This is a genomic window from Microbacterium sp. 2216-1 (genome assembly GCF_046507855.1).
Taxonomy (GTDB): domain Bacteria; phylum Actinomycetota; class Actinomycetes; order Actinomycetales; family Microbacteriaceae; genus Microbacterium; species Microbacterium esteraromaticum_C.
Genome location: NZ_JBKFTM010000002.1, coordinates 240,775 through 258,344, shown reverse-complemented (window position 1 = coordinate 258,344; position 17,570 = coordinate 240,775). Strand labels below are relative to the sequence as shown.

19 protein-coding genes and 1 tRNA gene are annotated in these 17,570 nt (G+C 67.8%); 10 read left to right on the top strand and 10 right to left on the bottom strand.

All coding sequences use genetic code 11. The features are described from left to right. Window positions 1-9: 9 nt before the first annotated feature. The 3 genes from ACLD0U_RS09115 to ACLD0U_RS09105 all read right to left on the bottom strand — a co-directional run bounded on the left by ACLD0U_RS09115 (window position 10) and on the right by ACLD0U_RS09105 (window position 2,153). Window positions 10-1,431, bottom strand: coding sequence for an LssY C-terminal domain-containing protein (locus ACLD0U_RS09115; RefSeq protein ID WP_410340420.1), 1,422 nt, complete (start codon window positions 1,429-1,431; stop codon window positions 10-12). Window positions 1,432-1,492: 61 nt separating this feature from the next. Continuing rightward, window positions 1,493-1,960, bottom strand: coding sequence for a hypothetical protein (locus tag ACLD0U_RS09110; RefSeq protein ID WP_410340419.1), 468 nt, complete (start codon window positions 1,958-1,960; stop codon window positions 1,493-1,495). Window positions 1,961-2,066: 106 nt separating this feature from the next. Continuing rightward, a tRNA-Leu gene (locus ACLD0U_RS09105) sits at window positions 2,067-2,153 on the bottom strand. A 291-nt stretch (window positions 2,154-2,444) separates the two neighbouring features. Between ACLD0U_RS09105 and ACLD0U_RS09100 the strand changes: the two genes are divergently transcribed. From ACLD0U_RS09100 to pknB, 7 genes are read left to right on the top strand one after another with little or no spacing between them, the layout of a single operon-like run. Further along, window positions 2,445-3,128: an FhaA domain-containing protein gene (locus ACLD0U_RS09100; RefSeq protein ID WP_179409535.1), complete on the top strand. Its 684-nt coding sequence runs from the start codon at window positions 2,445-2,447 to the stop codon at window positions 3,126-3,128. Next, window positions 3,125-3,619: an FHA domain-containing protein gene (locus tag ACLD0U_RS09095; RefSeq protein WP_179409536.1), complete on the top strand. Its 495-nt coding sequence runs from the start codon at window positions 3,125-3,127 to the stop codon at window positions 3,617-3,619. The genes ACLD0U_RS09100 and ACLD0U_RS09095 overlap by 4 nt, the downstream gene beginning before the upstream one ends. Window positions 3,620-3,633: 14 nt before the next feature. Beyond that, complete coding sequence (locus ACLD0U_RS09090; protein WP_222446593.1) at window positions 3,634-4,941, top strand: PP2C family protein-serine/threonine phosphatase; 1,308 nt, start codon at window positions 3,634-3,636, stop codon at window positions 4,939-4,941. Beyond that, entirely contained in the window at window positions 4,938-6,320 is a 1,383-nt protein-coding gene (locus ACLD0U_RS09085; protein ID WP_179409538.1) for an FtsW/RodA/SpoVE family cell cycle protein, read from the top strand. Before ACLD0U_RS09090 ends, ACLD0U_RS09085 begins: the two co-directional genes overlap by 4 nt. Before the next feature lie 16 nt (window positions 6,321-6,336). Continuing rightward, complete coding sequence (locus ACLD0U_RS09080; RefSeq protein WP_410340418.1) at window positions 6,337-7,794, top strand: peptidoglycan D,D-transpeptidase FtsI family protein; 1,458 nt, start codon at window positions 6,337-6,339, stop codon at window positions 7,792-7,794. Further along, window positions 7,791-9,584, top strand: a complete 1,794-nt coding sequence (locus ACLD0U_RS09075; RefSeq protein WP_410340417.1) for a serine/threonine-protein kinase — start codon at window positions 7,791-7,793, stop codon at window positions 9,582-9,584. Before ACLD0U_RS09080 ends, ACLD0U_RS09075 begins: the two co-directional genes overlap by 4 nt. 39 nt (window positions 9,585-9,623) lie before the next feature. Next, window positions 9,624-11,306 (top strand): Stk1 family PASTA domain-containing Ser/Thr kinase, encoded by a 1,683-nt coding sequence (gene pknB / locus ACLD0U_RS09070; RefSeq protein ID WP_224818451.1) that lies wholly within the window; start codon window positions 9,624-9,626, stop codon window positions 11,304-11,306. On the opposite strand, the gene ACLD0U_RS09065 is transcribed toward pknB, so the two are convergent. The 3 genes from ACLD0U_RS09065 to ACLD0U_RS09055 are packed head-to-tail and all read right to left on the bottom strand — an operon-like array spanning window position 11,285 to window position 12,854. Further along, window positions 11,285-11,890: an anthranilate synthase component II gene (locus ACLD0U_RS09065; protein ID WP_179409542.1), complete on the bottom strand. Its 606-nt coding sequence runs from the start codon at window positions 11,888-11,890 to the stop codon at window positions 11,285-11,287. The two genes, pknB and ACLD0U_RS09065, sit on opposite strands and share 22 nt — an antisense overlap. After that, window positions 11,887-12,042, bottom strand: a complete 156-nt coding sequence (locus ACLD0U_RS09060) for a hypothetical protein (protein WP_179409543.1) — start codon at window positions 12,040-12,042, stop codon at window positions 11,887-11,889. Before ACLD0U_RS09060 ends, ACLD0U_RS09065 begins: the two co-directional genes overlap by 4 nt. Continuing rightward, entirely contained in the window at window positions 12,042-12,854 is an 813-nt protein-coding gene (locus tag ACLD0U_RS09055) for a class E sortase (protein WP_179409544.1), read from the bottom strand. The genes ACLD0U_RS09060 and ACLD0U_RS09055 overlap by 1 nt, the downstream gene beginning before the upstream one ends. 36 nt (window positions 12,855-12,890) lie before the next feature. On the opposite strand from ACLD0U_RS09055, the gene ACLD0U_RS09050 reads away from it, so the two are divergent. Beyond that, window positions 12,891-13,130 carry a cell division protein CrgA gene (locus ACLD0U_RS09050; protein WP_179409545.1) on the top strand — a complete coding sequence of 80 codons (240 nt, stop codon included), beginning with the start codon at window positions 12,891-12,893 and terminating at the stop codon, window positions 13,128-13,130. A 174-nt stretch (window positions 13,131-13,304) separates the two neighbouring features. Here ACLD0U_RS09050 and ACLD0U_RS09045 read toward each other — a convergent pair whose 3' ends face one another. Both ACLD0U_RS09045 and ACLD0U_RS09040 read right to left on the bottom strand, forming a co-directional pair. Continuing rightward, window positions 13,305-14,192 carry a rhomboid family intramembrane serine protease gene (locus ACLD0U_RS09045; RefSeq protein ID WP_410340416.1) on the bottom strand — a complete coding sequence of 296 codons (888 nt, stop codon included), beginning with the start codon at window positions 14,190-14,192 and terminating at the stop codon, window positions 13,305-13,307. Window positions 14,193-14,213: 21 nt separating this feature from the next. Continuing rightward, window positions 14,214-14,771: a peptidylprolyl isomerase gene (locus ACLD0U_RS09040; protein WP_179409547.1), complete on the bottom strand. Its 558-nt coding sequence runs from the start codon at window positions 14,769-14,771 to the stop codon at window positions 14,214-14,216. Between the two features lie 137 nt (window positions 14,772-14,908). Here ACLD0U_RS09040 and ACLD0U_RS09035 point away from each other — a divergent pair, with 137 nt between their 5' ends. Beyond that, window positions 14,909-15,397 (top strand): DNA helicase, encoded by a 489-nt coding sequence (locus ACLD0U_RS09035; protein WP_179409548.1) that lies wholly within the window; start codon window positions 14,909-14,911, stop codon window positions 15,395-15,397. Window positions 15,398-15,417: 20 nt separating this feature from the next. Further along, window positions 15,418-15,867: an aminoacyl-tRNA deacylase gene (locus ACLD0U_RS09030; RefSeq protein WP_224818449.1), complete on the top strand. Its 450-nt coding sequence runs from the start codon at window positions 15,418-15,420 to the stop codon at window positions 15,865-15,867. A 9-nt stretch (window positions 15,868-15,876) separates the two neighbouring features. On the opposite strand, the gene ACLD0U_RS09025 is transcribed toward ACLD0U_RS09030, so the two are convergent. Next, on the bottom strand, window positions 15,877-17,061 hold the full coding sequence (locus ACLD0U_RS09025) for an amidohydrolase family protein (RefSeq protein ID WP_224818448.1): 1,185 nt from the start codon (window positions 17,059-17,061) through the stop codon (window positions 15,877-15,879). A 37-nt stretch (window positions 17,062-17,098) separates the two neighbouring features. Beyond that, window positions 17,099-17,527 carry an NUDIX hydrolase gene (locus ACLD0U_RS09020; protein ID WP_224818447.1) on the bottom strand — a complete coding sequence of 143 codons (429 nt, stop codon included), beginning with the start codon at window positions 17,525-17,527 and terminating at the stop codon, window positions 17,099-17,101. Window positions 17,528-17,570: the final 43 nt, after the last annotated feature.

Below are 17,570 nucleotides of genomic sequence, written 5' to 3'. Positions count from 1 at the left end.
GGAGCGCATCTATGCGTCGCGCGCGCTATGCCCCTTCGGGCTTGTCATGTGCGAGCGACGCAGACGCAGATAGCGGATGCGCCGCGTCCACGCGCTGGCACTGGCAGACGACAGCGCCAGCAGAACGAGGATGTCCAGCGGCAGCCCAAGCAGATTGGCGCGCAGGCTCACCGGCGGACCGCCGTTGAAGTAGTCGATGGCCGAGACGACGACCGAGATGACACTCAGCGTCATCGCCAGGATGCGGGCCCAGTTGCTGCCGCGATCGATCAGGCCGATGAGTGCGAACTGCGCGATCACACCGATCGTGGCCAGCAGGATCACGACAATCGCGGCGGTCTGCGCGACGACCTGAGCGTCCAGGTCGGCGTCGTCGACATCGACCACCAGCGAGGCGACGAAGGCATCCCAGCCGATGACGATGGAGGCGATGAACAGCAGCCCGGCGACAGCCCGCAGCGCGAGCAGCAGCACGCCGAGGGTGATCGCGACGGGACGTCGATCAGCGGCCTCCTCGACCACGTCGCCAGCCGCCTCGAACTCCGGGCGCGCCGGCACGTTCCGCAGGTCGACGATGGGCAGATCGCCGTCGGTCGTGATCGTGTCGCCACCGCCATTGCGGGAGTGGTACCCGGTGGAGAAGTCGCGGATGACGTCGACCTGCGCATCGGGGCACGCCGTCGCGAGCGTGGAGACGATGTGGTCGCGCTCCACATCGGTATCGCGGTCGATCTTGTGAGTGATCTGCAGCGTGAACAGCGAGAAGCCCACGGCGCGGTCGAAGGTACCCGCCCCCAGCCAATCGGCCTCGCCTCCGCCCGGCAGCCGCCACCCTTCCGGGCAGCGCCAGAAGCGCACGTGGTGACGCTTGGCCGGGTTTCCCTCGACCTCCTGCTGGTAAGCGAGGTCCTGTACCCGCCCGAACAGCAGCAGCGGGCTGACCGGCGCCTCGTCGTAGCTGCGTCTCGTCAGCGTCGACGTGACGATACGCATGCTGGTGCGCGCGGTGACCGGGTCGGCGCGCGTCCATCCGGCATCCGCCATCGCTGACTCAAGCTGCGCCTGGCTGCCACGGATCGCGAGGTTGATGGGGTCGCCGAGCAGTCCGTCGCTCGTCCGCGCCCGCCCGATGAAGTACCCGGGCACGTAGATGCGGGTGAGGATGCTGTGCAGCCTCGGCAGCAGCAGGTAGGCGAGCAGCGCCCAGAAGAGCACGAAGAAGAGGAACAGCCACCAGCCCCAGCTGAGGCTCTCGCGGGCGAGCAACCAGGCCAGCCAGACCGCGGCGAGAGTGGCGACCACGAAGTAGACGTAGTCGACGATCCGCCCGCGCCGCACGTGCAGCGGGCGGGCTGCACGTTTGCCCGGATCGCCGGGCACTCCGCTGTCCGCATCGCCGAAGCCGGCGGCTCGACCCTCTGTGCGGGACATACCGTCATAGTAGGTCGTCAGCGCGGTCGTCAAGCACCGACGTGCGACGGCACCTTCGGGGTCAGTACTCGTCTTCGGTGGGGCGCGGCCCGTTGGCGTCCTGACTCGCGAGAACAAGAGCGGTGATGGTGAGGGCGATCATGATGATCCCCGCCGGGTTGGCGACGCCGACGGCGACGTCGAGGGCGGGTTGGCGGGTGCCGCTGATGATGGTCTGCAGTCCGTCGGGTGTGATGTCGGGGATCGTGAGACCGAGAAGGATGCCGCACGCCCAGGCGCCGATGAGAGTGCCGCGCGTCGAGGGGCGCAGTGTGAACCCGCGGTCGGCCGTACGTGCGATGGCCCGGGCGATGAAGATGTGCAGCACGATGACCACGACGCCGATCATCAGGTACGCGGTGACGAGGTCACCCCCGGCGCCGAACAGGAAGCGTCCGAGCACGATCCACAGGGCGAGCGCCGTGCCGGCGACGAGAACGACGATGCCGCGGGACGTACCCGTCCGCGAGGACTGCTCAACAGACTCCATGCTTCGAGCCTAGGAGGCCCGCGTAAGAGTGCCTGCGCGGTTGCGGGGCCGACTGGTGCGCGGAAACACGAGAGGCCCGGATCCTGAGATCCGGGCCTCTTTCCCGTGGTGCGCGAGGGGGGACTTGAACCCCCACGCCCTTGCAGGCACTGGCACCTGAAGCCAGCGCGTCTACCTATTCCGCCACTCGCGCATGTTGTCTTCCGCAGAAGCCAACCTCCCAAAGATATCACGGTTCTCCCCCTGCTCTTGCACACCCCCCGTCGCACCCCCCGTCACCCCCGTCGCCCCGTCGCCCCCGCTGAGAAACCACTTCCCGTCTGAAACACCACGTGCGGGGTGGTTTCTCATGCGGGAAGTGGTTTCTCACGGGGAGGAGGGCGTCACACGGGCGGGCGAGATTCACGACTGCGCAACGTCGGGGGCGCGTTTTCAGGCCGCACCGATACGATGACGTGACCGATCAGCATGCCAAAGGAACCCCGTGGGACTACTCGACAGCTTTGAGAAGGGTCTGGAACGCGCCGTCAACGGTGCCTTCGCCAAGACCTTCCGCAGCGGCATCCAGCCGGTCGAGATCGCCTCCGCCCTGCGCCGCGAGGCCGACACGAAGGCCGCGGTGGTCAGCCGCGATCGGATCATCACCCCCAGCGACTACCTGGTGCGCCTGAGCCCCGAAGACGATGAGCGGATGCGATCCCTCGGCCGCGCACTGCATGACGAGCTCTACGCTCTGCTGACCAAGCACGCCCGCACGCAGGGATACAGTTTCGCCGGCCCGCTCTCGATCGCCATCGAGGCCGATGACCGCATCGCGACCGGCACCGTCCGCGTGAACTCCAGCTCCGTCGAGAGCCGCGTCAGCTGGCAGGGTGTCGTCGAGATCGACGGGCGACAGCATCCGCTCGCCGGCGCGCGCACCGTGATCGGGCGCGGCAGCGACGCCGACCTGACCATCGCCGACGCCGGCTCCAGCCGGCGCCACGCAGAGATCCTCTGGGACGGCGAACGCGCCCTGCTGCGCGATCTGGGCTCCACCAACGGCACCAAGCTCGAGGGGCAGAAGGTGCGCGAAGCCGCCCTGACGCCCGATGCGACCTTCACCATCGGTCGCACCGAGCTGACCTTCCGTGTCGTCCCGCTCACGAGCAAGGAGGGCACCCGATGAGTGAACTGATGCTGCTAGTGCTGCGCATCGGCTTCCTGGTGATGCTGTGGTTCTTCGTCTTCGGCGTCGTCTACTCGCTGCGTTCCGACCTGTTCGGCGTGCGCGTGCGCAAGATGCCGGCCGGTGAAGCGGGCGCAGCGCCCGTAGCATCCGCGCCGGTTGCCGCACCGCGCCCGACCGCATCATCGGCGCAGGTCGCGACGCGGCTGGTGATCACCTCGGGACCGAAGGTGGGGCTCGAAGTCCCCCTCGGCACCGCCGACTCGATGACCATCGGCCGGTCCAGCGAATCGGGCCTGGTCATCCGAGACGACTACACCTCCAGCCACCACGCCCGCCTCTCGAAGCGGGGCGACATCTGGACCCTGCAGGACCTCGGCTCGACCAACGGCACCTTCCTCGCCGGCCAGCGTCTCGGCGATACCCCCACGCAGGTCGCCCTCGGCACCCCCATCAAGGTGGGCGCCACAACGTTCGAGCTGCGAGCGTAAGGGCGCGCACCACGATGGTCTTCGAGGGCTCGAGCGCCGCGATCTCCCACACCGGGAAGGTCCGCTCCAACAACCAGGACTCCGGCTACTCCGGCGCCAACCTGTTCGTCGTCGCCGACGGCATGGGCGGGCACGCCGGAGGCGACGTCGCCTCGAGCATGGCCATCGCCCGCATGGAGGGCCTCGACCAGGCCTACGCGAGCACCGACGACGCCCAGGCCTCGTTGCAGGCCGCGGCCACCAGCGCGGCATCCGACCTCGTGCGTGCGTCGAAGGAGCGCCCTGAGCTCGCCGGCCTCGGCACCACGCTCAGCGCCATCGTGATGGTCGACGACTACGCCGTGATCGGGCATATCGGCGACTCGCGCATCTACCTGTACCGCGACGACGCGCTCACCCAGATCACCACCGACCACACGTTCGTCCAGCGCCTGGTCGACTCGGGCCGCATCACCGTCGAAGAAGCGCGCTACCACCCGCGCCGTTCGGTGCTGATGCGCGTACTCAGCGACATGGACATCGCGCCCGACCTCGACATGTTCGTCATGCCGACCCGGCCGGGCGATCGCTGGTTGCTGTGCTCGGACGGCCTGTCCGGTGTCGTCGACGACGAGCACATCGCCAAGGCGATGGGACTGGGCCTCGCCCCGGGCCGCACGGCCGACAACCTACTCAAGCAGGCGCTCGACGGCGGCGCCCCCGACAACGTCACGGTCGTGCTCGTCGACGTCGGTGGCGCGCATCCGCTCTCTTCCGGCACGCCCACCATCGTCGGAGCGGCGTCCAACCCGTCGGATCTGCCGATGCCGACCGTGCGCCCCTCGCTCAGCAGCTGGCTGCACCCGGTGCGGCAGGCCGCCAACGAGCCCAGCCACTTCGAGCCCGACTCCGACTACTTCGAGGAGATCATCGAAGAGGATCGCCGTCGCGCGCGTCGTCGACGCGCGGCATGGCTGGTGGCGCTGTTCCTCGCGATCGCCGCGCTCGTCGGCGCTGGGATGCTGGCGTACAACTGGACGCAGACGCGCTACTTCGTCGGCGCCGATGACGACAGCGTCGTGATCTTCCGCGGTGTGCAGCAGAACCTCGGCCCGATCTCGCTGTCGACCGAGGTGCACGACACCGGCATCCTGCTCGCCGATCTTCCCTCGTACCAGCGCGCCTCGGTCGAGCGCACGATCAACGCCCGTTCGTACACCGACGCGCTCGCGATCACCGAGCGACTGCGGGCCAGTGAGCTGGCCCCGGTTCCCGAGGCGACCCCGGTTCCTGACATCTCGCCGACGGCGACGCCCCTGCCCACGGAGGTGCCGACACCATGACCGCCGTGAGTGCCGACACCAGCGTCGTGAAGGCGCTGAAGAAGCTTCGGATGCCGCAGAAGCAGCGCAACCGCGAGTTCTGGCTGCTGCTGTTCGCGATCGCGATCGCCGGCTCGGCCCTGACCCTGGTGCAGCTGGGCGCCCTAGGCGTCGTCGATCCGATGATCCTGGCGATCGGCGGCGGACTGGCCGTACTGGTCTTCGCGCTGCACATCGTGCTGCGCTTCGTCGCCTCCGATGCCGATCCGTTCGTGCTGCCGATCGCGACGGTGCTCACCGGCCTGGGCATCGCGATGATCTACCGCATCGACATCGCCCAGAACAACACCGGCTGGGAAGCGTTCTCGACCAAACAGCTGGCCTGGACCGCGATCTCGATCGCCGGGGCGATCGCCCTGGTCGTGCTGCTGCGCAACTACCGGGTGCTGTACCGGTACACGTACATCTCGGGTCTGGCCGGCATCGTGCTGCTGATCCTGCCGTTCATCCCCGGGCTCGGCGCCACGGGCGCGAACGCCGATGTGTGGGTGTCGATCGGTGGCCTGTTCTCGTTCCAGCCGGGTGAGCTCGCAAAGATCTGTCTGGCGATCTTCTTCGCCGGTTACCTCGTGCGCACCCGCGAGAGCCTCAGCTCGGTGGGCAAGAAGTTCCTCGGCATCACCTGGCCGCGCATGCGCGAGCTCGGGCCGGTGCTGGTGGTCTGGCTGATCTCGCTGCTGATCATCGTCACCCAGCGCGACCTCGGCACCGGAATGCTGATCTTCGGCATGTTCATCGCCATGCTGTACGTCGCGACCGGCAAGACCAGCTGGGTGCTGATCGGCCTTGCGGGTGTCGCCGTCGGCGTGTTCTTCGCGACCCGGGTGCTCGCCTACGTGCAGGGTCGCTTCACGAACTGGCTCGACGCGTTCAACCCCGATGTGATCGCCGCCGACGGCGGCAGCTACCAGCTCGTCGAGGGCATCTTCGGCCTCGCGCACGGCGGGCTCATCGGCACGGGGTGGGGACAGGGCCGGCCGCACATCACGCCCCTGTCGCACAGCGACTACATCATCCCGAGTCTCGGCGAAGAGCTCGGCATCGTCGGGCTGTTCGCCATCCTGTGCCTCTACATGGTCTTCGTCAGCCGCGGACTGCGCATCGGGCTGGCCGGCCAGGACGACTTCGGAAAGCTGCTCGCTACCGGCCTGTCGTTCACGATCGCGTTGCAGGTGTTCATCATGGTCGGCGGTGTCACCCGGGTGATCCCGCTGACGGGTCTGACGACGCCGTTCCTCGCTGCCGGTGGCTCGTCGCTCGTGGCGAACTGGTTGATCGTGGCGCTGCTGCTGCGCATCAGCGATGCCGTGCGTCGTCAACCCAGGGTCGTGATCGGATGAGAGAGGTGGTGAACGGATGACGAAAGAGCTGCGCCGCCTGAGCTTCGTCGTGCTGGCGATGTTCCTGTCGCTGTTCCTGGCCACGAGCTGGATCCAGGTCGTCGACGCCGACAACCTCGCCCAGAACCCGGCGAACACCCGCACGCGCCTGGACAGCTTCCAGATCCAGCGCGGATCGATCATCGTCGACGGGTCGGCGATCGCGTCATCGGTGCCGTCGACCGACCGCTACCAGTACCAGCGGGTCTACACCGACCCGATGATGTGGGCGCCGGTCACCGGCTACGTCAACCCCGCACTGAACTCGGCGACGGGTATCGAGAGCGCCTTCAACGCCGATCTCTCGGGCACCGGGTCGAACCGGTTCTTCAGCGAGATCGAGCGGATCCTGTCGGGTCAGCCCCAGCAGGGTCTCAGCGTCGAGCTGACGCTGGATGCCCGTGCGCAGCGCGCGGCCTACGAGGCCCTGGACGGGTTGCAGGGAGCCGTCGTCGCCATCGAGCCCGCCACCGGTCGCGTGCTCGCGATGGCATCCACCCCCGGGTACGACACGAACGTCCTCGCGGCGCACGACCCCGCGGCGGTCAATGCCGCGCACGACGAACTCGCCGCTGATCCCACCAAGCCGCTCTACAACCGCGGCATCGCCGGCAAGCTGAACCCGCCGGGTTCGACGTTCAAGGTCGTCGTGGTCGCTGCAGCGCTGGCGTCCGGCGAATGGACCATGGAGTCGACGCTCCCGAACCCTGCGCGGTACACCCTGCCGGGCACAGACGTGAAGATCTCCAACGCTTGGGGTGGCACGTGCGGGCCCGGGGACACCGCGACCATCGCCGAGGCGCTCAAGCGTAGCTGCAACATTCCGATGGCACAGCTGGCGGTCGAGCTTGGCGACGATGCGATCCGTGAGACCGCCGAGAAGTTCGGCTTCAACACCGAGTTCCAGATTCCGCTGGAAGCGACGGCGTCGAGCTATCCGGATGATCTGAACGAGCCCGAGACTGCTCTGACCGGGTTCGGACAGGGCCAGGTCACCGCGACGCCGCTGCAGATGGCGATGGTCTCGGCCGGGGTCGGCAATGCGGGAACGGTCATGAAGCCGCGCATGGCGGATGCCGTCATCGGCGACGACTTCGCCGTGCACCAGCAGTTCACCGACGAGGCATTCGACCAGGTGCTCAACGCCGCGGACGCCGCCGCGTTGACCGCGGTGATGGTCGAGGGCGTCGAGTCGGGAGCCGCGACGGGTGCAAGAATAGATGGCGTCGATGTCGCCGGAAAAACAGGCACAGCGCAGAACGGTGAAGACGCACCGTACACGCTGTGGTTCACAGGTTTTGCGCCCGCGGATGATCCGCAGGTCGCAGTGGCGGTCCTCGTCGAAGACGGCGGTGGAAAGGGTCAGTCGGGAACGGGCAATGAGCTCGCCGCCCCGATTGCGAAGAAGGTCATAGAGGCGGTGCTGGGCAGATGAGGCCGACGCAGGGTGTGTCGTTCGGAGGACGCTACGAGCTGCTGTCGCGTATCGCGATCGGCGGCATGGGCGAGGTGTGGGAGGCGACGGATCACGTCATCGGCCGCACCGTCGCGATCAAGATCCTCAAGGACGAGTACATGGGCGACCCCGGGTTCCTCGAGCGCTTCCGCGCCGAGGCCCGCCACGCCGCACTGGTCAACCATGAAGGCATCGCCAGCGTCTTCGATTACGGCGAGGAGAACGGCTCGGCCTACCTCGTCATGGAGCTCGTGCCCGGTGAGGCGCTGTCGACGATCCTCGAGCGCGATGGTGCGCTGAGCGCCGACAAGACGCTCGACATCGTCGCGCAGACCGCGGCGGCGTTGCAGGCCGCGCACGCGGCCGGGCTGGTGCACCGCGACATCAAGCCGGGAAACCTGCTGATCACGCCCGACGGACGTGTGAAGATCACCGACTTCGGCATCGCACGCATCGCCGACCAGGTGCCGCTGACGGCCACCGGTCAGGTCATGGGCACGGTGCAGTACCTGTCGCCCGAGCAGGCGTCGGGGCACCCGGCGTCGCCCGCGACCGACATCTATTCGCTCGGCATCGTCGCGTACGAGAGCCTGGCCGGCAAGCGCCCGTTCACGGGTGAGTCGCAGGTCGCGATCGCAATGGCGCAGATCAACGAGCAAGCGCCTCCGCTGCCGGCGACCGTGCCGCAGCCGGTACAGAACCTCGTGATGGCGATGATCGCCAAGAAACCCGCCGACAGGCCGTCCTCGGCCGCGACCGTCGCCCGGGCCGCGCAGGCGCTGCGCCGCGGCGATCTGAACTCGGCCGCCATCGCCGTGCCCGCCATCGCGGCGGCCGCCGGTGCCGCCATGCTCGACGACGCCACGCGGGTGCTCACCGGTGCAGACGACGCCACGCGCATCATGCCGACCACGGCGCAGCTTCCCACTGAGGGAGCCGCGGAGGGCGAAGAGACCGAGAAGAAGAAGCGCAGCCCCTGGACCTGGCCGCTGATCGCGCTGATCGTGCTGCTGGTGCTCGTGCTGGGTGGCACGCTGTGGGCGCTGCTGGGCAACCCGCAGGACCGCGACGAGGTCCCGACCACGCCGCCGACCTCGCAGTCCGAGACACCCACCGAAGAGCCCACACCGTCTGATACGCCCACGGCGGCGCTGGTCAACGTCGGCGATCTGAACCTGGTGGGCATGGCCTGCCCGGATGCAGTGGCGATCCTCGAGGAGAACGGTCTGGAAGGTGTCTGCGAAGCAGGAAGCACCCCCGCGCCGTCGGCAGATCTGCAGAACCGCGTGCAGAGCGTCAGCAACACGGGCAATGTTCCCGAGGGCACCACGATCACCCTCACGACGTACGCAGACCCCGTCGAGATCCCGGCACCGGGCTCGGCACCGACCCTCAGCGGCGACGCCGTCGAAGGCGAGCCGGTGACCCTCAACTGGACCAACTTCGAATGCCCGAGTGGTGTGCCCGCGCTCTCTGCGTACTCGGTCAAGCTGACCAATGCCGTCTTCACCGACACCGGCGACACCGAGCAGAACTTCCGCCCCAACGTGCGCACCGCCGAGATCACGATCGACGACAGCACCGCGGGTCAGCAGGTGACCGCATCGTACATCGCGTTCTGCGGCGATGAGCGCCCCTCGCCCCGCTCTCCGCAGATGGAGGTGCTGATCGTTCAGGCGACGCCCAACGGCGGCGGCGATGATAGCGGTGCCGACGAGGGCGGCAGCGAGCAGAGCTCCGGCGCCGTGATTCCCCCCATCGGCGGGTAGCCTGTTAGCGAATCAGCCAGCACCGAGAGAGGGTCATCTGTGTCGACAGAGCCGCGCATCATCGCGGGCCGCTACCGAGTGGACGAGGTCATCGGCCAGGGCGGCATGGCGAAGGTTCATCGTGGCTACGACCTGACCCTCGGGCGCGATGTCGCGATCAAGATCCTCGACCCCGATCTCGCTCGTGACGCCGCGTTCCGCACGCGATTCCGTCTTGAGGCGCAGGCGGCGTCGCGCATGTCGCATCCGTCTATCGTGCGCGTGTACGACGCCGGTGATCCGGGCGCCCAGGCAGAGCCGTACATCGTCATGGAGCTCGTGCACGGCACGTTGCTGAAGGATCTGATCGCGGACGGACCGGTGCCCGTGGCCGACGCCATCCGGTACACCGACGGCATCCTCGAGGCTCTCGACTACTCGCACCGCGCCGGCGTCGTGCACCGCGACATCAAGCCGGGCAACGTGATGGTGACGACCACCGGCGCCGTGAAGGTGATGGACTTCGGCATCGCGCGTGCTGTGTCGGACTCGTCGTCGACGGTCGCCGAGACCACGCAGATCATCGGCACGGCAGCGTACTTCTCGCCCGAGCAGGCCAAGGGCGAGTCGGTCGATGCGCGCACCGACCTGTACTCCGCCGGCGTGGTGCTCTACGAGCTGCTCACCGGACGTCAGCCGTTCCGCGGCGACTCGCCGGTGGCGGTCGCCTACCAGCACGTCAGCGAGACGCCGGAGCCACCGAGCGAGCTGAACGAGGACCTGCCTCGGGTCTTGGATGCCATCGTGCTGCGCGCTCTGGCGAAGGACCCGTACCAGCGCTTTCCCGACGCGAGCTCGTTCCGGGCCGCGCTGAAGGAGGTCGCCGCCGGCTACGCACCCACCAAGAAGGACATCGGGGCGCTGACCAGCGAGCTGTACGGCCCCAGTCCGCGCCAGGCCCAGGAGACCGCGCGGTCGCTGCGTCAGCTGAGCACGGATGCCACCATGACCCGCACCCAGTCCGGACCTCCAGTGGCATGGATCTGGGCCGGCGTCGCTCTGCTGGCGGTGCTGCTGATCTCGGTGCTGTTCTGGGTGATCAGTCTGGCGAGTGCTCCGAAGGAGGTGCCGACCACCACGGTGACCGTGCCGAGCGTGGCGAACCTGACCTCGAGCGAGGCTGAAGAGGCGCTCACGGACGAGGGTCTGATCGCCGACCTGCGTGATGAGGCGAGCACCGACGTCGACGAGGGCAATGTGATCCGCACGCAGCCCGCCGGCGGCGAGAAGGTCGACGAGGGCACCACCGTGATCGTCTACGTCTCCACCGGTGCCGACACCGTGACGATGCCGAGCATCGAGGGACTCACGCAAGACGCCGCGACCAAGGCGCTCACCGATGCCGGCCTCACCCTGGGCACGGTACGGCAGCAGAACGACCCCGACACCGGGGCAGGAATCGTGCTGAGCGCGAGCGTCGAGCCCGAAGCAGAGGTGGCTCCTGACACCGTCGTCGATCTCGTGGTCGCCAATGGCCGGGTCACCATCGAAGACATGACCGGCTGGTCACTGGATGCCGCCACCCGCCAGCTCGAGAAGCTCGGCCTGACGGCTGCGCCCGTCGAGTTGGGCACGTGCTCGGACGGTCAGGTTCCGGGCGTGGTGGTCTCGATGTCAGAGGCCCCGGGCGAGGTGCCGATCAACTCGACCGTCGAGCTGCGTCACTGCGTCGCCGGCGAGTGAGTCGGCGCGGCGACCTCTGACAGCCAGTTCTGCAGCATCCGATGCCCGCTTTCGGTAAGCACGCTCTCGGGGTGGAACTGCACGCCGACGATCGGTAGCTCCTCGTGAGCGACGGCCATCACGGTGCCGTGCTCGGCGCGCGCGGTGACGCGCAGCGTCGCCGGCAGATCCGCGAGAGCGAGCGAGTGGTAGCGTCCGGCGTCGAAGGGCGATCGGATGCCCGTGAACAGCGCCGAACCGTCGTGGGTGACGTGCGACACCATCCCGTGCATCAGTTCGGGGGCGCGTGCCACGGTTGCACCGAATGCCTCGCCGATCGCCTGGTGTCCGAGGCAGACGCCGAGCAGGGGCATCCGCCGGTCTGCCGCCAGCCTTACGACGGCGACGGATGCACCGGCGTCGGCGGGTGTGCCGGGCCCGGGTGAGATCATCACCGCATCGTGTGCACCGAGCAGCGCCGGCCAGTCGGCGTCGGACGCATCGGCCTCGACCATCGTGACGTCCGCGCCAAGTTCGCGCAGGTATCCGATGAGGGTGTGCACGAAGCTGTCGTGGTTGTCGACGACCAGCACGCGCACGCTCATGCCAGGTCGACCTCTTCGGGCAGGATGTACGGGCTCACCCACGGGAAGACGTGGAAGAACAGGGCGTACAGCACGGCGGCGAGCACGATCAGCACGATCAGCAGCCGCACCCACCACGGGCCGGGCAGCAGGCGCCACAGGGCGGCGTACATCAGCGGACTCCTTCGGACGGTGCGGCTCCGGCCGACGGCGTCGCCGCCTCGACCGATGCCAGTGATGCCGGCGGGCCCTCGGCCCTCGGCTGGAACGACTCGAACACGCCGTAGGCGACGATGCGCTCGGCGAGCGAGTACAGCGGTGAGCACGCGGTGAGGGTGATGTAGCGCTCGTCGGTGTCGAGCTCGGGCATCTGGGGCACGTCCAGCAGCACATCCACCTGGGTGGGCGTGACGTACTGGAGAGTGCGGAAACGGTACGTGAACCAGCCCTCGGGCGTCTCGACCACGATCGCGTCGTCCAGCTTGAGCTTGTCGACCTTGTTGAACGGCATGCCCCACGTGGTGCGATGACCGGCCAGTGAGAAGTTGCCCACCTCACCGGGCATCTTCGACTGCTCGTAGAGCCCGATGCCGATCGTGTCGAGGGTGCGGGCGCGGCTGGTGCCGCCGGCGATGTGCACGTTGTAATCGTCGCCGAACCGGGGGATGAGCATGTTCGCGAAGATCTCGGCGTCGTCCGGGTGGGGCAGCACGGGCGGCTCGTAGACAAGCTCGCCGTCCTGCTCGATGGCGGGCGGCGGTTCGGGGGCCGGAACGGCCGCCCATTCCTGCGACAGCTCGGCGCCCTTGGCGTTGTTCTCGGCGCCGATGATGATGTCGCCGATCCACATCTGCCAGGCGACGAACAGCAGCACGAGCGTGCCGGCCGTCAGCAGCAGCTCACCGAGGACGCTCGTGAAGGTCGCCCTCGGGCGCGATCGGCGCGCTGCGCGGCGCGATCGGCGCGAGGAGCCGTGTTCGTGCATAGGGAAAGTCTATTCACCCGGGCTAGACTGACTCGCATGGCACGATCCCGCGTACCCGAAGAGCCCGTCGACCGCCCCGAGGGCACCGATGAGGCCCCCAACGCTGTCTGGTTCAAGCCCGTCATGGTCGGCTTCATGCTGCTCGGGCTCATCTGGATCCTGGTGTACTACATCTCAGGTTCGCGCTTTCCGATCCCCGGCCTCGACGCCTGGAACCTCGGCATCGGCCTGGGTATCGCGCTGATCGGCTTCCTGATGACCACACGCTGGCGCTGACCAGCATCCGCTTCTTGACACGAGGCCCCCTCACGAACGTGAGGGGGCCTCGTGCTATCCCCAGAAAGTTGTTAACAACGGGGGAGAACTGTGAATAACACCGGTGTAATTCTCCCCATCTGTGGAGAGTCCTGTGGATAACTCCGTGTAAAACCTGCGGATGCCGCGCAGGACTCAGCCGAAGATGCCCGCGGCGATCAATGCCGGCGGCACGAACGCGGTGATCCCGATCAGCACGACGACCAGCGCCACCAGCAGCCAGATCTGTGCGGTGCGCTGCTGCCGCTGCCGCGTGCGCGTGAAGATGTAGGCCACGGCGGCACCGACGAGGGCACCACCCAGGTGTGCCTGCCACGAGATGCCGCCGACGAACAGTCCGAACGCGAAGTTGATGCCGAGGACGACGAGGATGCCCGTGACGTTGGCGCCGATGTGGCGGCCGATGATCAACAGCGCGGCCATCAAACCGAAGACGCCACCCGATGCACCGACGGTGAGCGTGTTGGGTGCCAGGCATGCGACGGCGACAGAGCCACCGAACCCGCTGATGAGGTACAGGCTCAAGAAGCGCCAGCGCCCCAGCATCGGTTCGAGCGACCGCCCCAGCATCCACAGCGCGAGCATGTTCAGGCCGAGGTGGATGAAGCCGCCGTGCAGCAGCATCGCGGTGAGCATGCGCCACGGCTCGAACGGGGCACCCGACAGGTCGGGGTAGAGAAAGGCCGGCGCGAAGATGAGCGCGCGTTGGATGTAGCCGCCGATGACCGGAACCATCTGCAGCAGGCTGACCGCCGCGGTGACGGCGATGATCGCGTAGGTGACGAGCGGACGCCCGTCAGCGGCGATCGATCCGCCCCAGCGGCGCTGCGCCCGACGCTGGGCGGGCGCGCGCGCCTTGCGCTCGGCCTTCATGCATTCCGGACAGATCACACCGACCGGTGCCTGGGTCTGGCACTCGGGGCAGATCGTGCGCATGCATCGCTGACAGAGCACGAAGCTCTGCCGATCCGGATGCCGGTAGCAGAAGTTCTCGCGGTTCTGCGTGAGGTCTGGCGAGGTCATCCGGATCGGCTCGTGCTCTCGTCAGGCCGCGACGATGTCGATCGACTGCAGCACGACCGGCTCGACCGGGCGGTCGCCGGCACCGGTGGGAACGGCCGAGATCGCGTCGACGACGGCCTTCGAGGCGTCATCGGCGACCTCGCCGAAGATGGTGTGCTTGCCCATCAGCCACGGCGTCGGGTCGGTGGTGATGAAGAACTGCGAGCCGTTGGTGCCCTCGGCCTGACCGGTGATCGCGTTGCGACGCAGGCCGGCGTTGGCCATGGCGAGGATGTACGGAGCGTTGAAGTTCAGCTCGGGGTGGATCTCGTCGTTGAAGTTGTAGCCGGGGCCGCCGATGCCCTGGCCGAGCGGGTCACCGCCCTGAATCATGAAGTTCGGGATGATGCGGTGGAAGATGACGTCCTTGTACAGGGGGCCTTCACCGGGCTTGCCCGTGGCGGGGTCGGTCCAGTCCTTCGACCCATCGGCGAGGCCGACGAAGTTCGCGACCGTGTTGGGCGCGTGGTCGCCGAACAGGTTGATGACGATGTCACCGTGGTTGGTGTGCAGGGTTGCGACGTGAGAAGCGTGAGCCATGGCTCCATTGTCTCAGAGCGACTCTGGAACAAGCCGCGTATCGTGTACGCCTACAGCACATCCACAAGACTGTGCTGTCGTTCAGTCTGTTCTGGTTAGATGAGTGCTGAACGGACTCCGACCGACGGGAGAGCAACGTGAACCTCAGCCGTAAGCGCAAGAAAGAACTGCGCCAGCTTCAGAAGAACGCCGGCCGACTCTGGGAATCGCAGCAGGTTCTCGTGGCCGATGCCGCAGACATCGCACGCGAGGCCGGACGCCAGCTCGGCAACTTCAACCGTGAGCAGGTCGTGCCCGCGATGCACGACTCCTACGAGCGCCACGTCGCTCCGACGGTGAACCGCGGCAAGAAGGTCGTCGATGAGCGGGTCGTCCCGATCGTCGGCGGCGTCGTCGGCACCGCCCTTTCGGCATGGGATGTCGCGAATCAGAAGCGGCACGTGCTGACCGGTCGGCCCGTCCCCGTGGCCGTGCCCGAGAAGAAGGGCCTGGGCCTCGGCTCGGTCATCGCCATCGTGCTCGGTGCCGCTGCCGCCGTGGGCGTTGTCGTCGCCGCATGGCAGGCGCTGCGTGCCGATGATGAGCTGTGGGTCGCTGACGACCCGCTGTCGCCGCCCAACGTGTGACATCCGATCCGCACCGCAGGGTGCGCGACGCTGCGACCGCTCGCGGTCTCGAGATCGAGATCCGCGAGCGGCCTGACGCGCGCAGTCTGCACGAGGCCGCTGAACTGCTCGGACTCACGCCGTCCGACATCGTGAAGACCCTGGTGGTCAAGAAGTCGGACGACACGTACTTGTTCGCGTTGGTGCCCGGCGGCAGGTCGATCTCGTGGCCGAAGCTGCGCGCCGTCGTCGGCGTCAACCGGCTTCGGTTGCCGGAACCCGACCTCGCACTGGCCGCGACCGGCTATGAACGCGGCACGATCGTCCCGATCGGCAGCACGGTCGACTGGCCCGTATACGTCGATGAGACGGTGCTCGGCCGACGGGTCGCGATGGGTGCCGGAAGTCATGGCTTCAGCCTGTTCGTCGACGCGGATGCCCTCGTGCGCGCCTACGACGCGACGATCGCCGACATCTCCGTCCCGGAGTGATCTCGGTCGTCAGCCGTGCAGTACACGCCCGGCGCCGATGACGATCTCGCGCGGAACGACGCGCACCAGGGCATCCATCGGATTCTCGGCGTCGACCAGAACCACATCCGCGCGCGATCCCGGCGTGAGATCAGCGCGCTCCACGCCCGCGAACGGAGCGGCGGCCGACGTCGCCCGTTCGACCACGCGCCGCAGGTCCTCGTCACGCACGATTCCTCCGCCGCGCGCGTGCTGCCACGCAATGCCCATCACGTCCCCCGTTCCGTAGGGACTCCACAGATCGCGGATGCCGTCGGTGCCGAGTCCGTAGCGCACGCCGGCGTCATCGAACTCGTGCACGCTCAGCTGCGGCATCCGCACCGGTGCGACGGTCGTCATCGTCACGTCGAGCTCGGCCATCGTGTGCAGCAGATCGCGGCGGCGCACAGCATCCACCTCGACGATGGCGAAGCCGTGCGCGATATTGACCCTGCCCTGCAGACCGAGGCGCTGCGTCCGATCCAGAATCAGGTCGAACTGGAACGCCCCGAGCGATCCACCGTCGTGCAGGTGGATGTCCAGGCCACACCCGTGCTCATCCGCCAGCGCGAAGATCGCATCGATCTGCCCCACCGGGTCACGGTCGATGCCCGCCGGATCAAGACCACCGATGTGCTCCACGCCGGCGCGCGCGGCGTCGGCGAGCAGCTCGAGCACTCCCGGCCTGCGCAGCACTCCGTCCTGCGGAAACGCGACGATCTCGCACGCCAACGCCCCCTGGTACGCCGCTACGGCCTCGCGCACGGCGTCGATGCCGCGCAGACCGATGCCCGTGTCGACGTCGACGTGCGTGCGCATGGCGGTGGTGCCGTGCCGCGCGAACTGTTCGAGCACCTGGGCGGTGGTCTCGACGCTGGGAATGCCCAACTCGTCGCGGCGGGCGCGCTCATGGCGGATCCGTCCGTCGGTGCCCGGCTCTCCACCGTAGGACTGCCACGGGTGGCCCCACCACGACTTGTCGACGTGGGCGTGCGCGTTCACGAGCCCGGGCAGGGCGAGCATGCCTCGGCCGTCGATCTCTCCGTGCGCGGGCGCGCGGTCTTCGGCGGGAACGACGGCGGTGATCAGGCCGTTCTCGATGAGGATGTCGCTTCGGTCACCGCCCCACGGGCGGATGTTGCGGACGGCGGATACGGCGAGCAACGACGAGTGCATCCCACCATCTTGCGGCACGGCGGGCGCGGGAGTCGCTTCAGAGGATCTGCGCCATCCGCAGCGCCGTGTCGACGAGCCGGACGCGCTGCAGTTCGGCGACCTCGTCGAGAGTGAACCAGGCCGCCATATCGGTCGAGCCGTTCTTCTCGAAGCGCAGGGTGCCTCCGATGATCCTGGCGCGGTAGACGATGCGCAGGGTGTGCAGCGGCGTGTCCATGTCGTCTCGGCGCACGCGCCGTGACGCGGGAATCACCCGGGAGTGGATGCCGAGCAGTTCGGTCGGCTCGATGTCGAAACCGGTCTCCTCGCGCAGTTCCCGGCGCACGGCGAGTTCGGGATCCTCGCCCGCCTCGAGGCCTCCGCCGGGCATCGTCCATGCGACGCGACGGCCCTCGACCCACCGCGCCAGCAGGATGCGACCGGCATCGTCCGTGACGACCCCGTACGCCGCTACCCGCAGATCCATCTGTTCACAGTAGTGCGCGGATCGATCACCTGTCGATCAGCGC

Excerpts from the sequence above, each read along its gene's own strand:
- ACLD0U_RS09115 (WP_410340420.1), bottom strand. The coding sequence starts at position 1,431 with ATGTCCCGCACAGAGGGTCGAGCCGCCGGCTTCGGCGATGCGGACAGC.
- ACLD0U_RS09110 (WP_410340419.1), bottom strand. The coding sequence starts at position 1,960 with ATGGAGTCTGTTGAGCAGTCCTCGCGGACGGGTACGTCCCGCGGCATC.
- ACLD0U_RS09095 (WP_179409536.1), top strand. The coding sequence starts at position 3,125 with ATGAGTGAACTGATGCTGCTAGTGCTGCGCATCGGCTTCCTGGTGATG.
- ACLD0U_RS09090 (WP_222446593.1), top strand. The coding sequence starts at position 3,634 with ATGGTCTTCGAGGGCTCGAGCGCCGCGATCTCCCACACCGGGAAGGTC.
- ACLD0U_RS09085 (WP_179409538.1), top strand. The coding sequence starts at position 4,938 with ATGACCGCCGTGAGTGCCGACACCAGCGTCGTGAAGGCGCTGAAGAAG.
- ACLD0U_RS09080 (WP_410340418.1), top strand. The coding sequence starts at position 6,337 with ATGACGAAAGAGCTGCGCCGCCTGAGCTTCGTCGTGCTGGCGATGTTC.
- ACLD0U_RS09075 (WP_410340417.1), top strand. The coding sequence starts at position 7,791 with ATGAGGCCGACGCAGGGTGTGTCGTTCGGAGGACGCTACGAGCTGCTG.
- ACLD0U_RS09065 (WP_179409542.1), bottom strand. The coding sequence starts at position 11,890 with ATGAGCGTGCGCGTGCTGGTCGTCGACAACCACGACAGCTTCGTGCAC.
- ACLD0U_RS09060 (WP_179409543.1), bottom strand. The coding sequence starts at position 12,042 with ATGTACGCCGCCCTGTGGCGCCTGCTGCCCGGCCCGTGGTGGGTGCGG.
- ACLD0U_RS09055 (WP_179409544.1), bottom strand. The coding sequence starts at position 12,854 with ATGCACGAACACGGCTCCTCGCGCCGATCGCGCCGCGCAGCGCGCCGA.
- ACLD0U_RS09050 (WP_179409545.1), top strand. The coding sequence starts at position 12,891 with ATGGCACGATCCCGCGTACCCGAAGAGCCCGTCGACCGCCCCGAGGGC.
- ACLD0U_RS09045 (WP_410340416.1), bottom strand. The coding sequence starts at position 14,192 with ATGACCTCGCCAGACCTCACGCAGAACCGCGAGAACTTCTGCTACCGG.
- ACLD0U_RS09040 (WP_179409547.1), bottom strand. The coding sequence starts at position 14,771 with ATGGCTCACGCTTCTCACGTCGCAACCCTGCACACCAACCACGGTGAC.
- ACLD0U_RS09025 (WP_224818448.1), bottom strand. The coding sequence starts at position 17,061 with ATGCACTCGTCGTTGCTCGCCGTATCCGCCGTCCGCAACATCCGCCCG.
- ACLD0U_RS09020 (WP_224818447.1), bottom strand. The coding sequence starts at position 17,527 with ATGGATCTGCGGGTAGCGGCGTACGGGGTCGTCACGGACGATGCCGGT.